At 41.8% G+C, this 17045-nt stretch carries 17 protein-coding genes and 1 pseudogene; 11 read left to right on the forward strand and 7 right to left on the reverse strand.

All coding sequences use genetic code 11. From position 1 onward, the window contains the following. The first annotated feature begins 2 nt into the window (after nucleotides 1–2). Together L3V33_RS11450 and rmf are read left to right on the forward strand one after the other, a co-directional pair. Nucleotides 3–1763: a DUF3466 family protein gene (locus tag L3V33_RS11450; RefSeq protein WP_237290406.1), complete on the forward strand. Its 1761-nt coding sequence runs from the start codon at nucleotides 3–5 to the stop codon at nucleotides 1761–1763. Nucleotides 1764–1923: 160 nt separating this feature from the next. Further along, the gene (gene rmf / locus L3V33_RS11455) at nucleotides 1924–2097 is read left to right on the forward strand and encodes a ribosome modulation factor (RefSeq protein ID WP_017074275.1); all 174 of its coding nucleotides are present in this window, start codon (nucleotides 1924–1926) and stop codon (nucleotides 2095–2097) included. A gap of 249 nt (nucleotides 2098–2346) precedes the next feature. Here the strand turns inward: rmf and fabA are convergent, their stop codons facing one another. Further along, a complete protein-coding gene (gene fabA / locus L3V33_RS11460; RefSeq protein ID WP_010440782.1) occupies nucleotides 2347–2862 on the reverse strand; it encodes a bifunctional 3-hydroxydecanoyl-ACP dehydratase/trans-2-decenoyl-ACP isomerase in 516 nt (171 codons plus the stop codon). 70 nt (nucleotides 2863–2932) lie between these two features. Then, the gene (locus L3V33_RS11465; protein ID WP_237290407.1) at nucleotides 2933–4585 is read right to left on the reverse strand and encodes a Lon protease family protein; all 1653 of its coding nucleotides are present in this window, start codon (nucleotides 4583–4585) and stop codon (nucleotides 2933–2935) included. 188 nt (nucleotides 4586–4773) lie between these two features. On the opposite strand from L3V33_RS11465, the gene matP reads away from it, so the two are divergent. The 4 genes from matP (at nucleotide 4774) to L3V33_RS11485 (ending at nucleotide 7343) form a co-directional block, all read left to right on the forward strand. Beyond that, the gene (gene matP / locus L3V33_RS11470; protein ID WP_004733655.1) at nucleotides 4774–5229 is read left to right on the forward strand and encodes a macrodomain Ter protein MatP; all 456 of its coding nucleotides are present in this window, start codon (nucleotides 4774–4776) and stop codon (nucleotides 5227–5229) included. A 23-nt stretch (nucleotides 5230–5252) separates the two neighbouring features. After that, complete coding sequence (locus L3V33_RS11475) at nucleotides 5253–5561, forward strand: DUF3634 family protein (RefSeq protein WP_146454320.1); 309 nt, start codon at nucleotides 5253–5255, stop codon at nucleotides 5559–5561. 105 nt (nucleotides 5562–5666) lie between these two features. Further along, nucleotides 5667–5975 (forward strand): hypothetical protein, encoded by a 309-nt coding sequence (locus L3V33_RS11480; protein ID WP_237290408.1) that lies wholly within the window; start codon nucleotides 5667–5669, stop codon nucleotides 5973–5975. A 147-nt stretch (nucleotides 5976–6122) separates the two neighbouring features. Continuing rightward, a complete protein-coding gene (locus tag L3V33_RS11485; protein WP_146454318.1) occupies nucleotides 6123–7343 on the forward strand; it encodes a hypothetical protein in 1221 nt (406 codons plus the stop codon). 94 nt (nucleotides 7344–7437) lie between these two features. Here the strand turns inward: L3V33_RS11485 and L3V33_RS11490 are convergent, their stop codons facing one another. The 5 genes and pseudogenes from L3V33_RS11490 to L3V33_RS11510 all read right to left on the reverse strand — a co-directional run bounded on the left by L3V33_RS11490 (nucleotide 7438) and on the right by L3V33_RS11510 (nucleotide 12977). After that, on the reverse strand, nucleotides 7438–8040 hold the full coding sequence (locus L3V33_RS11490) for a DUF2971 domain-containing protein (protein WP_146454316.1): 603 nt from the start codon (nucleotides 8038–8040) through the stop codon (nucleotides 7438–7440). Nucleotides 8041–8391: 351 nt separating this feature from the next. Then, a pseudogene (locus tag L3V33_RS11495) lies at nucleotides 8392–9285 on the reverse strand (ISNCY family transposase); the annotation flags it as partial. A gap of 302 nt (nucleotides 9286–9587) precedes the next feature. Beyond that, complete coding sequence (locus L3V33_RS11500) at nucleotides 9588–11312, reverse strand: ATP-binding protein (protein WP_146454314.1); 1725 nt, start codon at nucleotides 11310–11312, stop codon at nucleotides 9588–9590. Beyond that, complete coding sequence (locus L3V33_RS11505; protein ID WP_237290409.1) at nucleotides 11312–12496, reverse strand: FIST N-terminal domain-containing protein; 1185 nt, start codon at nucleotides 12494–12496, stop codon at nucleotides 11312–11314. The genes L3V33_RS11500 and L3V33_RS11505 overlap by 1 nt, the downstream gene beginning before the upstream one ends. A gap of 115 nt (nucleotides 12497–12611) precedes the next feature. Next, nucleotides 12612–12977, reverse strand: a complete 366-nt coding sequence (locus L3V33_RS11510) for a hypothetical protein (protein WP_017080464.1) — start codon at nucleotides 12975–12977, stop codon at nucleotides 12612–12614. A 258-nt stretch (nucleotides 12978–13235) separates the two neighbouring features. Between L3V33_RS11510 and ccoN the strand changes: the two genes are divergently transcribed. From ccoN to L3V33_RS11535, 5 genes are all read left to right on the forward strand, one after another. Then, a complete protein-coding gene (gene ccoN / locus L3V33_RS11515; protein WP_032497766.1) occupies nucleotides 13236–14663 on the forward strand; it encodes a cytochrome-c oxidase, cbb3-type subunit I in 1428 nt (475 codons plus the stop codon). A gap of 11 nt (nucleotides 14664–14674) precedes the next feature. Then, nucleotides 14675–15295 carry a cytochrome-c oxidase, cbb3-type subunit II gene (gene ccoO, locus L3V33_RS11520; RefSeq protein ID WP_017074286.1) on the forward strand — a complete coding sequence of 207 codons (621 nt, stop codon included), beginning with the start codon at nucleotides 14675–14677 and terminating at the stop codon, nucleotides 15293–15295. Nucleotides 15296–15304: 9 nt separating this feature from the next. Continuing rightward, nucleotides 15305–15478, forward strand: a complete 174-nt coding sequence (locus L3V33_RS11525) for a CcoQ/FixQ family Cbb3-type cytochrome c oxidase assembly chaperone (protein WP_065205186.1) — start codon at nucleotides 15305–15307, stop codon at nucleotides 15476–15478. Then, a complete protein-coding gene (ccoP, locus tag L3V33_RS11530; RefSeq protein WP_004733681.1) occupies nucleotides 15478–16452 on the forward strand; it encodes a cytochrome-c oxidase, cbb3-type subunit III in 975 nt (324 codons plus the stop codon). The genes L3V33_RS11525 and ccoP overlap by 1 nt, the downstream gene beginning before the upstream one ends. Before the next feature lie 108 nt (nucleotides 16453–16560). Further along, nucleotides 16561–17040, forward strand: coding sequence for a FixH family protein (locus L3V33_RS11535; RefSeq protein WP_237290410.1), 480 nt, complete (start codon nucleotides 16561–16563; stop codon nucleotides 17038–17040). Nucleotides 17041–17045 lie beyond the last annotated feature (5 nt).

The following is a 17045-nucleotide window of genomic DNA, read 5'->3' on the forward strand; positions in this document are numbered from 1 at the left end:
TAATGACTTGTACTAAATTTAAATTAACAACAGTTGCAGCATTAGTATTTGCTGCAACTAACGCAAATGCTGCGCTTTACAAGGTAGTTGAAGTAACGCCTTCTTTTGCTGATGAACCTGAAATATCTGAGATATTTGGTGTTGCAATTCAGCCAGGTAAAGCTGTCAACGTTAACGCAGTATTGCCAGCATTACCTGATGATGAGTTACTTCTAGGTTGTTTTGATTCTAATGCAACTAACTGTGCCGATAGTACATTTAAACTCGCAGGCGAGACACGTAACACCGTTGAAGCAATTAGCTACCGGGAAGAAGTTCCATTCGCAATGGATGCTCGATTTCAATACATCCAAGAGCGCGATGATTTCGAAAACTATTGTGATCGAGAGCTGCGATACTCTACGTGTGAAAGTTGGGCATCCATCCGCTGGTATGACACTTGGAATAATGAACGAAATGACCTAAGTTATGTAAATGCAAAAGCATTTGTAGAAGGTGGTGATACTTTTGAAGCTCGCAATACGGTAATCAACTCCCTAGATGATAATGCTAAACCAGTGGGGGTTAAATCTGAAGGTGACATTCGCAATAATGCATTGTTTACGACGACAGCTGCGCCTGCCGGAAGTTCAGAAACTCGTGTATGGAAAGCTATAACAGCAAGTAACGGTACTGTTTATAACGTAGGTAGTGTATCTACGAAAGGCCCTAAAACAGACACTTCAAATACAACGTTTAGTTCAAAAGCAGCAATCTGGGATGGAACTAATACAGAAGAAATTGATTGGGTCAGAGGTGGCAACGCCCAACAAGGTGATTACTTTGCCCAAGGCAGCATGCGCTCAATTACCGAGTCAAACTCTCTTTTTTACGGTGTAGGCTATAACACTGTAGATGGTAATGGCGATTTACAAGACATGAATGCCAGTGTTTTTGTGAGTGACTCATTAGATCTGACTAGTGCCAAATGGACTACTACACAGGTTAGTGGTGCACAGGTGAATTCTGGCTCATCTAATGATGATGCTAGATACAGTAATTCTGTAGTTACAGATATAAACAAGAACTTGTTGGCTATAGGTTACGCGAAGCGAAATGGATATGTTCCTGAAAGTGGAAGTGCAGCCAACAAAGCTTTCTTTGTTAAAGATGCTTCTAATCCTAGTGCAACATTCTTATCCGGTGGTATTTTCTTTACTGGATCTGGTGGTGAAGCAAAAGCGGTAAACAACTTTAATGAATTTGTCGGGCAGATTGATGCTGAGCCGATTCGAGAAGTAGATGGCAGTGAGCGTCGACACCGTGGTTTTATTTATCCCTATAAATCTGATGATGTCTCAGGTACGTTGACGGAACGTTACAGTGGGGTTTTTCGCAGCAAATCGTGGTGGTTAGATGACTTAACTAATGGTGCTAATACTGATGGTCAGGATTATTCTAACGCTAATAATTATTTCCGTGTGATCGATGCGACAGACATTAATGATGCAGGTGTTATATCGGGAACTGCCATTAAGTGTACTGTAAATGGCACAGCGCAACCTTATGACACAACTGCACATAACTCCTACTGTGGCGGAGCTGCTTCCAACGCAGTTGAAGAGGTTGTCGCGGTTAAGTTGATTCCTATTAGCGGTGCTACTGAAGAAGATATCCAGACTCGTAGCACAGACACAGAAAAAGTTGACCGCCAAGGTGCAGGCTTAGGTTGGTTAGGTTTGACTGTGCTTGGCTTGTTAGGGTTCCGTAGAAAATTTAAATAATTTTATCTCTTGAGCCCGAGTTCACAATTCTGAACTTGGGCTTTTTTTCGCCTTGAGAAAAGTGCAAAAGTGGTCGATTCTTAAAGCTGGAGTAAACAAAACTCCACGAAGTTGTAATCATTGTATGTTAGTAAACGAACACCCGTATGAGGACTGCACTATGAAGAGACAAAAGCGTGATCGCCTAGAACGAGCACAATCTCAAGGTTACAAAGCTGGTTTAAACGGCAGGTCACAAGAAGCTTGCCCATACAGCCAAATGGATTCTAAATCGTATTGGTTAGGTGGTTGGCGTGATGCCAAAGATGATAAGCATTCAGGTCTCTATAAGTAGATAGGGCGAACATATTCAAAGGTCAAGGCTCCATGTTGTATAACAGCTGGAGCCTTGTTAGTTTCTGAGAACCATACAAGGCCTTATAAACCGAGAACTGGCTGATTAGAAAGTGATTTAAGGTTGTTTCGCTGGTGGACATATCATTGATGAGAGTTACTTAGCCACATCTTAATGCACTATAACTGAATATGTTGGAATGAAAATAAAGCAACCATTGGCTGCTTTATTAAAAATCTAACTATTAGACTAGAATGCTGATGTGTCTTGGAAAAGACCAACTTTCAAATCTTTAGCAACATAGATCTCTTTACCATCAACAAGAACGCGACCGTCTGCAAGGCCCATTACTAGGCGACGGTTAACAACACGCTTCATGTGAATTTCGTAAGTTACTTTTTTAGCCGTAGGTAAGATTTGGCCAGTGAATTTAACTTCACCAACACCTAGAGCACGGCCTTTTCCTTTGCCGCCAACCCAACCAAGATAGAAGCCAACAAGCTGCCACATTGCATCAAGGCCTAGACAACCAGGCATTACTGGGTCGCCAGGAAAGTGACAGTCGAAGAACCATAGGTCAGGAGTAATATCCAGTTCAGCAAGAATCAAACCTTTACCGAAATCACCTTCAGTCTCAGACATTTTAGTGATGCGATCCATCATCAACATGTTCGGTGCTGGTAGTTGAGGACCTTCTGGCCAAAGTTCGCCTTGGCTTGATGCTAGAAGATCTTCGCGAGTGTAAGAATCACGTTTGTTTTGCATTATCAATTACTCCGATTTTTGATAGGTGCATATTAGTGAACAGGTGTACGCTAAACAAGTCCGATCAGTACTAGACAAACCAGTTTTTAATGCGTCCAACGATTCCAATAGGGTGCTCATGTCTTTCAAAGTTTTCAATACGTTCCGCAATTTTACTCAGAACGCTTTCTTGTTCTTCGTCCCTAAATGGTGCGTTCATAATAAGAGGAATCGCTTCATCTACATTAGACACAGACCAGATATGGAACTCTTTGTTTTTGATGCTTTCAATTAGGTCTGGCTTCAGAGCAAGGTGTCTTAAGTTAGATCTAGGAAGGATCACACCTTGTTCGCCAGTTAGCCCGTTGTGTTTACACACATGGTAGAAGCCTTCGATTTTCTCGTTTAGCCCACCAACGGCTTGTACACGGCCGAATTGGTCAACTGCGCCTGTTACCGCTATTTGTTGATTGATAGGATATTCCGACAAAGCACTTACCAGAGAGCAAAGCTCAGCAAGGGAAGCGCTATCGCCATCAACTTCGCAGTATGATTGCTCAAACACAACAGAAGCAGCATATGGCAACGGATCTTCTAAGTTTAGCGAGCTACTTAAAAATGCTTGCATGATCATCATGCCTTTCGCATGAAGATTACCACCAAGCTCTGCTTTTCTTTCTACATCGGTAATGTCACCATCGCCAAAGTGAATAACACAGGAAATACGAGCTGGTTCACCATACGATATCGGGTGCCCCGGTACATCGATAACAGTCAGGCCGTTAACTTGTCCTACTTGCTCACCCTCTGTTTCGATGATGACTTGGCCATCTCGAATATCATCAAGGGCGCGCTCTGGCAGGTACGACTCTCGGTTGTACTTGTGCTGTTGAGCTTGTTGGATATGCTGAATGTCAATGTCACCATTGTCCGCTTCAACTAAAGCTTCGCTCAATAGCGCATTGTGCCAAATAGGGCATAAAGGGATATAGCTCTGATCTTCAGTCTCACGCGCGCCAGCGGTAAGAATCCCAATTAGTGCCTGTTGCGTAATGTATGGGAGGTTATAACGTTGCTGAAGCCATCTTAGATACCCAAGATATTGGGTCAAAGTATCGTGTGAAAGCTTAATATCTTGTTCTATTTCACTGAATAGACAAAACCCTGTTTGAATATCGCCATCTAGATAATCCAGATCACCAAGTTGAGCGCGGTCTCCGACAACAATCAACTTAATGTTGTATGTCAGTGCAGCGATAGGCGTTTGATTTAGATGCTCTGGAAAACTGCTAATTGGTTCGACTGCTTCACCGAGAAGTGCGGATTTCAATAACAACCAACTTCCTGGATTTGCAAGGATCAGATTCGCTGAGACAACGAGGTAACCATTGTTCGCTCTAGAAAGTAGACCTGGCTTTGTCGCTACAATTTCACCATTTTTAGACTGAACTTGGTCAAATAAAGCGGCTGCATTTAAAGATTCGGTTTTTATAACAGGCTGAGCATCGTCTTTTAACTCTGTCGTCAAAGATTCAACGATAAGTTGACGATAGATTGAGTTGTCAGGCGCATTAACAAGTAGAACTCGTGAAAGATTGGATAGGCGTACAAAACGGGTTAGCGCATCTCTAAATCGATGTTGAATATCTGAGAATGTGAAAGGAGAGATGTCAGGGAATTGCTCTAGTTGAGCGCTATATTCATCGTACTGAGGCGTTACATGTCGCCAATCTACTTGAGTCATTTAAATGTCTGATTATGATAATAAGGTAGGGAGTATATAGAAAAACCGAGGAGTCATATAGGTCTATGTTGTAGTTACTAAACACTAAGCTAATATAAGTATGATCTTGGTCTATTCTTTCAAGACAATAATTGTTAAATGACCTATTGTGGGTTACGCTGTCACTAGGTTAACTCTCGAGATTAGACATGAAATATCAGCAGCTTGAAAATTTAGAATGTGGTTGGAAATGGAACTACTTGGTAAAAAAATGGAAAGAAGGTGATTCGATCACTTGCCACATTGATTCAAGTGAAGCTGATGTTGCTGTGAAAGCTTTGTTGGAGCTAGAACACCAACCTACAGGGGTTCTTGAGTGGATCTCAAATAACATGTCGCCTGAGCTTGATAACAAGCTCAAGCAAGCGATCAGAGCCAAACGTAAGCGTCATTTCAACGCTGAGCAAGTTCATACTAAAAAGAAGTCTATCGATCTTGATTATCGAGTCTGGGAGAAGTTATCTCAACGAGCAAACGAACTCGGTTGTACGTTATCTGATGCGATAGAGTATTTGGTTAGCGAAGCGTCTCGAAGTGAGCAGGCCAGCAAGACAGTTACTAGCCTTAAAGAAGATTTGAGTAAGCTCCTTTCTGACGATAAATAGCCGTCAACAGTAGTGGTGACATTATGATGTATGTAATCTTAATTGGTGCAGTGTTGGTTTTCTGGTTAGTCGCAGTTGATCGGCCGGTATTGAAAATCAAATTTAGTGACGGGGCGATCGAACAAGTTAAAGGTCATCTTCCACCGAGCTTTAAGCACAACCTTCAAGAAATTGGCCACAACAACGCTTTTAAAGGTGAGTTAAAAGTGTATGCTAAACGCTCTGGCTACAATCTCAAGTTCACTAAAGATGTGCCTAAAAGCGTTCAACAACGTATTCGTAACGTATTTCCGCATAATGGATTTAAATCCACAGGTTCAAAGAAAGCGTAACTGTCGAGAATTACGCGTTATCTGGTAAAACGTCATACTTAGTTAATTCTTCATCCCCCTTAACTGTAAGCATACTGTTCTCACCCCCAATAAAGAGAGAGCAGTATGAGATATCTAATATTCTTGTCGTGTTTTTTATCCCCATTCGTTTTTGCCGACGATGCATTGGTTAACCCCGTAGCCAAAAAAATTAAAGCCACAGTGCTGAAAGGGCTCAACAAGAGTAATATTGATTTTGATGGTTATTGCGACCTGATGATAGAAATGAAGCACTCTAAAGGTTATGCCAGAATTAAAAAGGCTAGGGCATCTGGCGATAGCAAAGCATGCAAACAAGCTAAAAAGCACTTACCGAGGAAGAAAAAGTTCAAATACAGCTTTCCTGAAAAGTACATCCGCCTCCATATCACATAATAATCCGATTTCATGCACTATAACTAAATAACCTTAATTTTATTGAAACAATCACGTGAACCAATCTCTAATTTCTATTAATATTAGTTTTATTATAAAGGCAGGATATGCCGGCAAAAGAGCATTTAGGGCAAAGGAAAGTCACGGTTGTTGTTAGCACATAAAAATTACCCCCCTGAAGTGATTGAGATATCTAGAAAAGTCTCAATCAATGTTGAGGCTCGCTTTAATCGGTGGCTGATCTCACCGGAATATAAACTCGAGCAATCTACGGTAGATACATTGCTGAGTTTGGAAAATAGATACTGTGATAGCGTTATATTTGATGAATCTGACCGCATATCTCACAATCAACGTATTCTATTGCGTTGTGAACAAGATAGAGTTAACGCTCATCGTGAGAAAGTTGTCGCGAAGCAACAAACATTGCGCTACGTGATTGAAGATGTCAGTAATGCTGCCACTGCGCTTATGCTTGAGAAGCTTCAAGGAACCTTAATAAGCACATTGTTTTCAGAGCTACCAGACTACAACCAGTTTGCTAGTGTTGTGTATACGCCATCCTTAAACTTTTCTAAGATCCATCAGATTTTAGATACGAGCAGATTGTTGAGTTCAAATTTAATAGAGTTTGTTTCCAATCCGGAGTTTTCTGAGAAATACGGTAGAAAGTCTAAGATGATTCTCGACCCTAAGGTTGCAGCACAGCAGATAGGTATAGACAACTGTCGTTTATTGTTTCCATTACTAATGAGCCAGAAACTAATTAAATGGAGTGATGGCAACATCAAGCACATTACTCCTAAGGTTTGGCAACATTTAGTCGTAACTTCTAATGCGACTCGGATTCGACTTCAAGACACGTCGATAAAGGATCCTAACGTCGGTATTCTACTGGGTGTTTTGAGGGTTCTGCCTTTGTTTTTGATTTGTAACCATTTTTCTTCAATATTTGAAGATGCATTGGTAAAAACGATGCTTGGCTATCGTGAAGCAAGTGACAAGCATGATGAGTATTATGCTTGTACTGAAATCCTCCCAAACACACAGTTTCTCGAGACCATGATAGATCAATTGGATCTTAAGCTACTCAAAAATTTTGTTGAGTTTATAGATTGGAGCCCCGGTAACCAATTTATAAAGGAGGCGCTTCTAGAGGAAGTGAATGATATCCCCGTGCTTGAGCGAACAGTTTATGGTGCAGCTCTCGCTCAGGGAAGAAAATTTTCTATTTTTGAAGCGTTAGATAACAGCGAATTGTTTAACTTTAAGCATCGCCCTTATTGGTTTTCCACAGTTCAAATGTCTATAACGACAATTGAACAAATGCAGGATAGAGTGCCTGGAAAACTGACAACGAACATGTAAACAAGGAAAAGGGAGCCACATTAAATTTGGCTCCTTTGTTACACCGTAACCTTGGGTGATTACTATTATTCCCAATAAAAATCAGTTGGTTATATTAGCTGACGACTTCGAATGTAAACGACTCCTGTTTGGCTGTTGCGTGTTTAACAGGAATACCAAGACGTTGGCAAGTCATCAGAACTTTCAGCTTCCTGTCGGCAGGAGCGTGTTCAGAGAGGATCACAGAGCTTAGGCATTCTCTATTAAGGTACAGCTTATTGCCGAGCATCTCCTCATCAGGCAACACCCAGCGATATTCCTTTTCGTAACGCCAGTTAGAATGCTTTATCTTGAATATTTTTGCTTCCAATTCAGATGGTTGGAATTCCCCCAACGATTCTAAGCGGAACATACTTAGGTCGTCTTCATACTGGACTTCAAAGCAATCGAGCTTGGCCTCACCATTATAACAATTGAGATCATACTCGATGCACATGCCTTTAAAGTTGTCGCCATACTGAGACCATAGTATTGGGTGGTCACTCGACTGAGAAAAACACATAACCTTGAAGTCGTTTTGAAGCTCTTTATCGAGCAGATGGTTAGACTCAAATGGGTTATTAAATGTCTTAGCGTAATCAAACCACAACGAACATTCGGCAATAGATTGTATGTTTCTGTCGTGGAGCGATCTGAACTTATAAAGTTTAGGCAACATATCAAACACCTAGTTTACAACATTGCTTGATGTTAACACTTTAATTCATAACTCATACCCGAATGCATAGCATTTGATTGCTCAATCACCAAATTTATTGGCACAACTGTTTGATAGATCAAAATTTAAACACGAAATAGTGACCGGTTTAAGTGGTTTGTTTTGCAGTAGAGCAATAGCGAACTAAAGTAGGTTAGTTGCAAATAAGATACAACGTAACTTTTTGTTTAGACTAAATAGCTTAGGCTTAGTATTTGAGAATCGTAAGGTTAATCTAATAAAGGAAGTGTTCTAGTTGACTCTTGAGGGTTTCTTGCACTTGAAAATATCGTCGAGTTCTTGCTTGGATTATCGAACCTGACGATGCATGTCTTTCGGGTATTGAGCGGGCTTAGCAAAGCGATGGTTAAAATCGGCGATGAAGTAGGGAAGCCAGACGTTGGCTTGTTCTATGGTGTCGATACCTTGTAAGCGCATCTCTTTTACCAGCCGGTCTTACAGCGTGAGGTTGGCTCGCTCAACGCGGCCTTTGGCTTGGGAGCTGTTGGCACAGATGAGTTCTATCGCCAGTTCTTTCAACACGCGCTCGTATTTAGTTTGGCCAACTTGTTTGTGTTTCTCCTGATTCACTCGAAAAATCGAGTGCTTGCCGCTGTAAAATGCGATGGGTTTACCATTCTCATTGAGGTATTCACGCGTGGTCAGCATGTAGTCAAACGCGGATTCAGTCTCACTGAATCTTAGGTTCATCAAACGCTCAATCGCATCATCAATGAACACCAATGTCGCTGCGACCTTCAAACCAGTCATGATGGGAGCCGTCAATTTGGATAAGTTCACCCAAGCAATCACGGCGATAACTAGTCTGATAGACCGAGGTTTGCGTTGTGAGTGCGGGATCCAAAGGTTGTCGGCAATCATCCATTGGCGAAGTGTCTCTAACGAGATAGCTAAATTATGATTTTCTATGATCTTTTCACGTGCAAATGTGGGTGAGAAATCAGAATAGTGTTTATGGATAGTCGAAAGAATCTCTTTGCGATATTCGTCAGAATAACGCCGATTACTGGGTTTACCTCTAGAAGCATGGGTTAAACTAGCCGCACCATGTTCACATAGTTTGTTCATTAACCTTTGAACTTGACGCTCACTTAACGAAAGTATCTCTGCCGCATCAGTACGACGCAAACGATGTTCACAGACGTCTTGAATAACTTTGAATCGACTAATTTCTTTTTCACTCATGGCAATCAACATCTCAGTAGTCCTTAGTAACCGAAGCTGGTACATGAAATGTAGCCAGTAACCAGCACTAAGGTGATATTTTAATCTAGCTCAAAAGTGACATTACTATCTGGGGTCTACAAGATCAGTGCGTATTATGTATATTATGTTAAATTGAATTTGGTGTTTATAAGGCAGGTATCTTTCTATGATGCCCTGCCTCTTGTTTATCTACCAAATTGGCGTTCTATTTAACAGTAAGGCTATTTACCATAAAATACCTAATAAACATATATCCTAATCTTCGATTAAGAATACGTTTATTAGATTTCAAGCATTAATCGATCGATAGCCTCTGTGATCTCTTTGGTTCTTACTGGTTTGGTGACGAAATCATTCATGCCTACATCTAAGCACGAATATTTATCTTCTAGTGATGTGTGTGCTGTTAGCGCGACGATTGGCGTTTTGATGTTCGCGTCTCTCATGTATTTAGTTGTCGTTAGGCCATCCATTACTGGCATCGACACATCCATCAAGATAATATCTATCGAGTCGTTTCCTCTTTCAACAAATCCAATTGCTTCTTCACCGTTACTTGCGATAAAAACTTCGTGGCCTTGTCGCGTTAGAATCAATTTAATCACCATTTGATTTGTTGGATTGTCTTCGACAACTAAAACTGAATAGCGGCTTCTGAGTTCTCTTGAAGATTTGTCCTCTTCACTGTGAGCTAGATTGTTCGTGACTCTGGTAAGTACTGGTAACTGCACTTCGAATTTAGAACCTTTTCCGGGTTCACTCTCTACAGATATGCGTCCTCGCATCAGTTCTACCAGTCGCTTGGTTATCGCAAGGCCTAAACCGGTGCCACCAAATCTGCGTGTGATTGTACTATCAGCTTGCACGAATGGGCTGAATAGCGACGAAAGTTGTTGTGAGCTAATGCCAATCCCGGTGTCTTCTACTGTTATATAGAATGAGCTCTGCAGGTATTTGATCGAAACATGGACATGCCCACGCTCAGTGAACTTAATCGCGTTACCGATCAAATTAAATAGGATTTGTGCCAAGCGACTTGGGTCGATGTAATGAAGTTCACCTTCAGGGATATCGCTGGATATTGTTAGCGCCAAACCTTTATTGTCTGCTGTCTTCTTTTGTTCAGACAATACAAAAGTTACAGTGTCTCTTACGTTGCTCCATTGAGGTGCTAGTGAGAAACATCCAGATTCAATCTTAGAAAAATCCAATACGTCACTGATAATTGCCAATAAAAGCTCAGATGATGTGCTCATATTAAGCAGTATAGACTGTTGCTCTTCGTTCAGTGATGTGGATTTTAGGGCGTCTATCAAGCCAATGATGGCATTTAGCGGTGTTCTTAATTCATGACTCATCATTGCGAGGAATTCAGACTTGGCCTTGTTGGCTCTTTCTGCGTCTTTTCTTGCTGTGACAAGCTCTGCTGTACGCTCTCGAACGGTTGCTTCAAGCTTTTCTTTGTTTTCAATATCGAAAACAGCACGCTCAATTAGTGGTCTAAAGCGGTTTAGGGTTGCTTTTGTTTCAACACTAAAGTGCTTGGTATTGGAGTGGATAAAGATGATGACGGATTGTGTTAGTCCGCTATCGATACCAGTAATTAGAACAGAGTTGATTTGATCGAGGATGATGGGATGTAAGGAATTGAACTCACCCAGAGACTTGGGTTCAAAAAGGATGGCGCATTCTCCATTGATCACTCGAGATAGCTTGCCACAATCACTCCAATTCATTTGTTCGAAGACTTTGTTATTGGTTAGTAGGGTTTTGAAATTGCCTTCGTTCCCTACCCTAGATATTACGATAAAGTCATCAAACTTAATGTATTTTTTGAGCACAAATTCAAGACTATAAAATATCTCAGATATGTTACTTGCCTTACTGATCGCAGAGATGGTTGATAAGATCACCCTGTTCTCTTCAGCCAGTTTTCGCTCACGGGCTTTTAGTTTTTGCAGTTCAATACGTGCTTCTTGCAGCGCTTCTTGACCTTCAGAGCCCATTATTTTTTCAACCTATAAAACGTTGCAGACGATACCATTAAATTTCCGTGCGCACTCTCACCGCCAGATAACCTTCCTTGTTCACCAAAGGTGAATGGGCATATGTATGGGAGTCCGTTAAGTGCTTGATTTATTTGATCGCATACTTCGTCCATATCTTGCTTAAGGTTCAACATTGGACCTGCACAGAAGATGTTGATCGCACCTAGTTTCTCTTCTAAATCCATGTCGTTGTAGTAAGAAGAGTGAATAATATTAGCGGCACGGCTTATCAATTGCTTTTTAGAGCCCTGCATCAAATAAATGGTGTCGCCTTCACTGATATCTGTGAATAGCTCGATTCCATTGCACTCTGTTTCTCTGATTGAGTGGGACAATTTGAAATATGGGTAGTCGTATGAAGAGCCAACTTTTCGCCCTAGCGGATACACGGACGACTTTTCGAATATATAGCCATCATCACTACCACCTAGATGGAAATTGGTCCATTCGTTATAAACGGTGACGGCTGGTCTATGGTCAATCTCCAACAATATTCGGTTTCTTACTTTAGTCACGGTCCCAGAATAGCGAGTGGGCGTATGGCCTGCACTAAAAGACGAATAGATGGACTGAGAAGCAAATACCACAGTTAAAGATACGCCATTGATAGAGAGTGACTCTTCGGTAAAGATACTCCAGTTTCCAGAAACCTGATTGTCCGCCGCGCTGCCACCAATAACAGGTACCTCAGTACCAAACTTCTTATCTATAGCCGCCATTACCTTCTCTTCATTGCCTGGAGTGGAATGCAGTAAGATAAGATCAGGGATTTCACCTTCTCGGTTGGCGTTCTTAAGTGCTTTATCGATGGCGCTGAAGGTGCTTTGGTTTATGGAGTCGCTAAAGTGCTCGATACCCGTACCATAGGCGTTGATCCCAGAGTCATAGATGATGAGTACGCCTATCACTGGGCCTGAGTGGAACCCAGTTTCGGTCATAATGCCGTGACAAGTGGTGCAGCCATGTATTGGGGTGTTAGGGAGAGCATCTACGAAATATCTCTGCACAGCGAGTGTTGAGTACTCTTCTGTGCAGTAGCAAATAAGACAGGCAATATCGTCAGGGTTTTCTACTCCACTGAGCAACTCATCTACTGCGATTTTATCGTCTAGGGAATAAGAGACTTTTGATAGAAATTTCATAGATTCCGGGAAACTTTATTAATGTCCTCTTTATAACACTTTAATGCATGGTGTTTCACTGATTTGGTACATATTTCTATCAAAAGAACCGAGGCGTGACTCAGTTTTCCCTCTATTACTCTTTAGAAAGGTTTACGGAAAACGTGCTTATCTGTTGTGGAAATGTAACTGTTATTGAGGAGGTCTTATCATTAGTTTGTAACAGCCAATTCGATGGCCCTTTTTCTTCTAGAATTCCACTCTCATTGTAGCTAATGATAAATTTGCCAGTTTTAGATGTTTCGATTGAATACCCTGATCTATCGCCCGAAATTAAAACATTATGATTATCAATACCAAATTCACACGGTTTTGAAATTATACAGCTTACTGTTTCGTGATTATCGTATGTTACTGTTCTCCAAGTAAATGCCGCTATTAAAATAACCAACATGACGATAATTTGAACAAGCCTGCCTTTTGTTAGCTTTTGTGCCGCCATTATAATCTTTACTCCTTGTTACAAAGTTCAAAGTTTTTAAATAAAAATCCAATTCCAGACCAAGCGTAAGGTTACTACTCTGTCATTGATTTGTTAATTCAAGTATAGTGTCGCGTTGAAAATGCCACTTTTTTTTAAAATCAGCAAGTGGAAATAAAGCCCTGAATAGGCTGAATTTCCTTTTCTAATTTGGGTGGCATTACGACGTGAGTCGTGTTGGAAGTAAAGTGTAGTAAATAAGAAATTGGAAGCATGCAAATGAGCCAAGAAAAGCAGCTTGAACAAAACTACAACTATACGGTCGTCCGTCAATTTACCCTCGTTACAATTTTGTGGGGTATTGTCGGTATGGGCGTTGGTGTTTTGATTGCCGCTCAATTAGTTTGGCCACAGCTAAACTTTGATACGCCGTGGCTGACGTACAGTCGTTTACGTCCCCTGCATACTAATGCGGTTATTTTTGCGTTCGGTACAAGTGCGCTGTTTGCAACATCATATTATGTTGTACAACGTACCTGTCAGACGCGTCTCTTTGGTGGCCCTCTCGTAGCCTTTACCTTTTGGGGTTGGCAAGCGATTATCCTGTCCGCTGCAATTACTTTACCGTTAGGTTTAACCTCTGGTAAAGAATATGCAGAACTTGAATGGCCAATCGATATTGCTATTACTCTTGTGTGGGTAGCTTACGCAGTCGTGTTCTTCGGAACCATGATTAAACGTAGGACATCGCACATTTATGTAGCAAACTGGTTCTTCGGAGCCTTCATCATCACGGTTGCCGTGTTGCACATAGTTAACAGCTTAGCTGTTCCTGTATCTGCGTTTAAATCTTACTCGATTTATGCAGGCGCAATTGATGCAATGGTGCAATGGTGGTACGGACACAATGCGGTAGGCTTCCTATTGACAGCTGGTTTCCTAGGTATGATGTATTACTTCGTTCCTAAACAAGCTGGTCGCCCTGTTTACTCTTACCGTTTGTCGATTGTTCACTTCTGGGCTCTTGTGTCACTGTATATCTGGGCTGGTCCACACCACCTACACTACACTGCACTTCCAGACTGGACTCAGTCTCTAGGTATGGTTATGTCATTGGTTCTGTTTGCTCCGTCTTGGGGTGGCATGATCAACGGTATTATGACTCTATCTGGTGCGTGGCATAAGCTTCGCTACGACCCAATCCTACGTTTCCTAATCGTTTCTCTATCATTCTACGGCATGTCGACTTTCGAAGGCCCTATGATGGCAATTAAAACGGTTAACGCACTATCTCACTACACGGACTGGACCATTGGTCACGTTCACTCTGGTGCGTTAGGTTGGGTTGCTATGGTTTCAATTGGTTCGGTTTACCACTTAGTTCCTAAACTATTTGGTCAAGAGCGTATGTACTCTGTATCTCTAATCAATGTTCACTTCTGGTTAGCAACGATTGGTACAGTTTTCTACATTGTTGCAATGTGGATCTCTGGTGTGATGCAAGGTCTGATGTGGCGTGCAGTTAACTCTGACGGTACATTGACTTACAGCTTTGTAGAATCTGTAGAAGCTTCTTACCCGTTCTACTTTGTGCGTTTCTTAGGTGGTCTTATCTTCCTATCTGGTATGTTCTTACTGGCATACAACACGTACAAAACTGTTTCTGCACCTAAAGATAGTCTTAAAGCTATCCCTCAACCGGCTTAAGGAGATTTAGAATGAGCTCAAATTCAAAGAATCGCCATGAGTTGGTCGAGAAAAACGTTGGTCTACTCGCGATCTTAATTGTTATCGCAATCAGCTTTGGTGCTTTAGTAGAAATCACTCCGCTTATTTTCCAAAAGCAGACGACTGAGCCTGTAGAAAACCTACGCGTTTACTCTGCTCTGGAAATGGAAGGTCGTGATATTTACATTCGTGAAGGTTGTAACGTATGTCACAGCCAAATGATTCGTCCTTTCCGCTCTGAAACAGAACGTTACGGTCACTACTCTGTAGCTGGCGAAAGTGTTTGGGAACACCCATTCCTATGGGGTTCTAAGCGTACTGGCCCAGATCTAGCGCGTGTAGGTGATCGTTACTCTGATGAGTGGCACCGTGTTCACCTTCTCGACCCTCGCGAACTTGTTCCTGAATCAAACATGCCTGGTTTCCCATGGCTTGCTGAGAATGTACTTGATGGCAAATTGACTAAGCAGAAGCTTGAAATCTTCCGTAATCAATTTGGTGTTCCTTACACAGACGAACAAATTGCTAACGCTAAACAAGATGTTGAAGGAAAAACAGAGATGGATGCAATCATCGCTTACCTTCAATCGCTTGGCCACGCAATGAAATAAGGAATAATTATGGACATTATTACATTTCAAAGTGTTTGGACTGTTACTGTTTTTGCTTGTTTCATCGGCATCGTTTGGTGGGCTTTCGGTAAGAATCGTAAGTCGCGTTTCGACGAAGATGCAAACCTAGTGTTCGCTGATGAAGCACCTGCGAAAAATAAAAATCAAGGAGTGACGAAGTAATGAGTACATTCTGGAGTATTTGGGTAACAGTCATCACAATCGGTACGCTGATTGGCTGTGCAGCCTTACTTCGTTGGTGTTCCAACGATAAAACAGGTGTAGAAGAAGGTCATGACATGGGCCATGAATACGATGGTATTCGTGAGCTTAATAACCCACTACCTAAATGGTGGACATACCTTTTCGTTAGCACAATTGTGTTTGCAGCTGTTTATCTTGCTCTATACCCGGGCCTTGGCAACTTTAAAGGTCTACTAGGTTGGACGAGTTCAAACCAAACAGTTCGTAGCGTAGAAGAGTCTCGCTCTGCAATCGCGGCAGCTCAAGCTAACAAACAGTTAGATGAGTACGCAAAAGAGCTTGATGACGCGAACACTTACTTTGGCGAAGCATTTAAGAAGCTAGCTCATGATGAGAACGGTCTTCGTTCTGTTCCTGACATTGCATCAGATGCTGACGCAATCAAAGTTGGTCAACGCTTGTTCCTGCAAAACTGTTCTCAGTGTCATGGTTCTGATGCTCGTGGTCAAAAGGGCTTCCCTAACTTGACTGACGATGCATGGCTATATGGCGGTGAACCACAAGCGATCGTTACTACCATCATGCATGGTCGTGTCGGTCAAATGCCAGCGTGGAAAGACGCACTTGGCGAAGAAGGCGTTAAAGAAGTGGTTAGCTACACTCTTAGCCTTTCTGGTCGTAGTGTGAACGTACGTGAAGCAGAAGCTGGTAAAGCACGTTTCGTAGTGTGTGCTGCATGTCACGGTACAGATGGTAAGGGTAACCCTGCTGTTGGTGCTCCTGACCTAACAGACCGCGATTGGTTGTTTGGCGATTCTCGTGCTGATGTAACTGAAACAGTAATGAACGGTCGTTCTGGTGTAATGCCGGCTTGGAAGGATATCCTCGGTGAGGATAAGGTACAGCTCGTCGCTGCCTACGTCTGGAGCCTCAGCAACTCAGATAAAGAGTAACATAATAATAACAGCCCCTTCTTAAGGGGCTGTCTTTCTTTTACAGTTATAACCTTAAGTGTTTGTAAAAATTAGTTTTATTTCATTGGATATATTGAGAATAATAATATGGTACAACCTTGGTATAAGCAGTTTTGGCCGTGGTTTTTGATCTTCCTAACCGTTGGCGTTTCTATGCTAACATTGGTTCGAGTCGCGATACTTACCAACCATTCAGTTAACGTTGTCACTGAAGATTACTATAAAAAAGGTAAAGGTATTAATGTCGACATTTCAAAAGTAAACGTTGCTAAAGAGCTTGGCCTATCAGCTTCAGTTAGCGAGAAAGGTAACGCAGTTATCATTACCCTAGACAAAGGCAAGCTAGACCACTTCCCTGCTATTAGCGCAATGTTCGTGCACCGAACGCTCCCTGACCGTGATTTTACTCAGCTACTGACCGCTGATGCGAGCGGCAACTACACGTTGACTCTGGACCATGAAATGCAAGGTCCATGGTTTATCGAGCTTTCTCCGCATGATTCTGAATGGTTAGTGCAAGGTCGCATGAACTTCCCAATTGATACTCCTACTCAACTAACGAACTAAAGCTT

Origin of the sequence: Vibrio sp. A2-1 (genome assembly GCF_021728355.1) — a bacterium.
Classification (GTDB): Bacteria; Pseudomonadota; Gammaproteobacteria; order Enterobacterales; family Vibrionaceae; genus Vibrio; species Vibrio splendidus_K.

Bases quoted from the DNA above. Each gene is read 5' to 3' on its own strand.
- L3V33_RS11450 (WP_237290406.1), top strand. From the start codon at position 3: ATGACTTGTACTAAATTTAAATTAACAACAGTTGCAGCATTAGTATTT.
- rmf (WP_017074275.1), top strand. From the start codon at position 1,924: ATGAAGAGACAAAAGCGTGATCGCCTAGAACGAGCACAATCTCAAGGT.
- fabA (WP_010440782.1), bottom strand. From the start codon at position 2,862: ATGCAAAACAAACGTGATTCTTACACTCGCGAAGATCTTCTAGCATCA.
- L3V33_RS11465 (WP_237290407.1), bottom strand. From the start codon at position 4,585: ATGACTCAAGTAGATTGGCGACATGTAACGCCTCAGTACGATGAATAT.
- matP (WP_004733655.1), top strand. From the start codon at position 4,774: ATGAAATATCAGCAGCTTGAAAATTTAGAATGTGGTTGGAAATGGAAC.
- L3V33_RS11475 (WP_146454320.1), top strand. From the start codon at position 5,253: ATGATGTATGTAATCTTAATTGGTGCAGTGTTGGTTTTCTGGTTAGTC.
- L3V33_RS11480 (WP_237290408.1), top strand. From the start codon at position 5,667: ATGAGATATCTAATATTCTTGTCGTGTTTTTTATCCCCATTCGTTTTT.
- L3V33_RS11490 (WP_146454316.1), bottom strand. From the start codon at position 8,040: ATGTTGCCTAAACTTTATAAGTTCAGATCGCTCCACGACAGAAACATA.
- L3V33_RS11500 (WP_146454314.1), bottom strand. From the start codon at position 11,312: ATGGGCTCTGAAGGTCAAGAAGCGCTGCAAGAAGCACGTATTGAACTG.
- L3V33_RS11505 (WP_237290409.1), bottom strand. From the start codon at position 12,496: ATGAAATTTCTATCAAAAGTCTCTTATTCCCTAGACGATAAAATCGCA.
- L3V33_RS11510 (WP_017080464.1), bottom strand. From the start codon at position 12,977: ATGGCGGCACAAAAGCTAACAAAAGGCAGGCTTGTTCAAATTATCGTC.
- ccoN (WP_032497766.1), top strand. From the start codon at position 13,236: ATGAGCCAAGAAAAGCAGCTTGAACAAAACTACAACTATACGGTCGTC.
- ccoO (WP_017074286.1), top strand. From the start codon at position 14,675: ATGAGCTCAAATTCAAAGAATCGCCATGAGTTGGTCGAGAAAAACGTT.
- L3V33_RS11525 (WP_065205186.1), top strand. From the start codon at position 15,305: ATGGACATTATTACATTTCAAAGTGTTTGGACTGTTACTGTTTTTGCT.
- ccoP (WP_004733681.1), top strand. From the start codon at position 15,478: ATGAGTACATTCTGGAGTATTTGGGTAACAGTCATCACAATCGGTACG.
- L3V33_RS11535 (WP_237290410.1), top strand. From the start codon at position 16,561: ATGGTACAACCTTGGTATAAGCAGTTTTGGCCGTGGTTTTTGATCTTC.